We start from the raw sequence: 802 nt of genomic DNA on the forward strand, positions 1-802 counted from the left end.
TGTCCGAGCGCGTCGCCGGCGACGACCGCCCCGTCTGGTTCGCGGTCGGCCCCGGCAACAACGGCGGCGACGCGCTGGTGGCCGCCGCGCACCTCCAGCAGCTCGGTGTCGCGACGCAGGCGTGGATGCCGGTACCGGTCAAGCCGGACGACGCGCAATGGGCGCTCGGCCTCGCCCGCACGGCCGGCGTGCCGCTGTCGGCCACACCGCCCGCCTCGCTGGACGAATACGCGTGGGTCGTCGACGGGCTGTTCGGCATCGGTCTCGGCCGCGCGCTCGACGGCGCATTCGCCGAGCAGGCCGCGCGGATCGCCGCGCATGCGCGCAACGGCGGCCGGGTGCTCGCCCTCGACGTGCCGAGCGGGCTCGACAGCGATACCGGCCGGATCGTCGGCGCGGGTGTCGCCGTCGCGGCCACCCACACGCTCACCTTCATCGGCGCGAAACCGGGCCTCTATACGGGCGACGGCCGCGACCTCGCCGGCGCGATCGACATCGCATCGCTCGACGTCGCGCCGCCCGCCGCGCCGGCCATCGTGCTGAATGCGCCCGCGCGGTTCGTGGCGGCGCTGCCCGCGCGCGCGCATTCGTCCCACAAGGGTACGTACGGCAGCCTGGCGGTGCTCGGCGGCGATACCGGCATGTGCGGCGCGCCGATCCTGGCCGCGCGCGCCGCGCTGTTCGCCGGCGCCGGCAAGGTGCACGTCGGCTTCCTTGGCGCCGGCGCGCCGCCGTACGACCCGCCGTTCCCCGAACTGATGCTGCACCCGGCCGACGGCCTCGATCTCGAGGCGATGACCGC

General features: G+C 75.7%; 1 protein-coding gene. It reads left to right on the top strand.

The window, feature by feature from the left end; translation table 11 throughout:
• The coding region (locus tag G3N62_RS35590; protein WP_277399668.1) for an NAD(P)H-hydrate epimerase at positions 1-802 on the top strand (802 nt) is incomplete at both ends.

The sequence above is a fragment of the Burkholderia sp. Tr-20355 genome, assembly GCF_017104685.1.
In the GTDB taxonomy this organism is placed as follows: Bacteria; Pseudomonadota; Gammaproteobacteria; order Burkholderiales; family Burkholderiaceae; genus Burkholderia; species Burkholderia seminalis.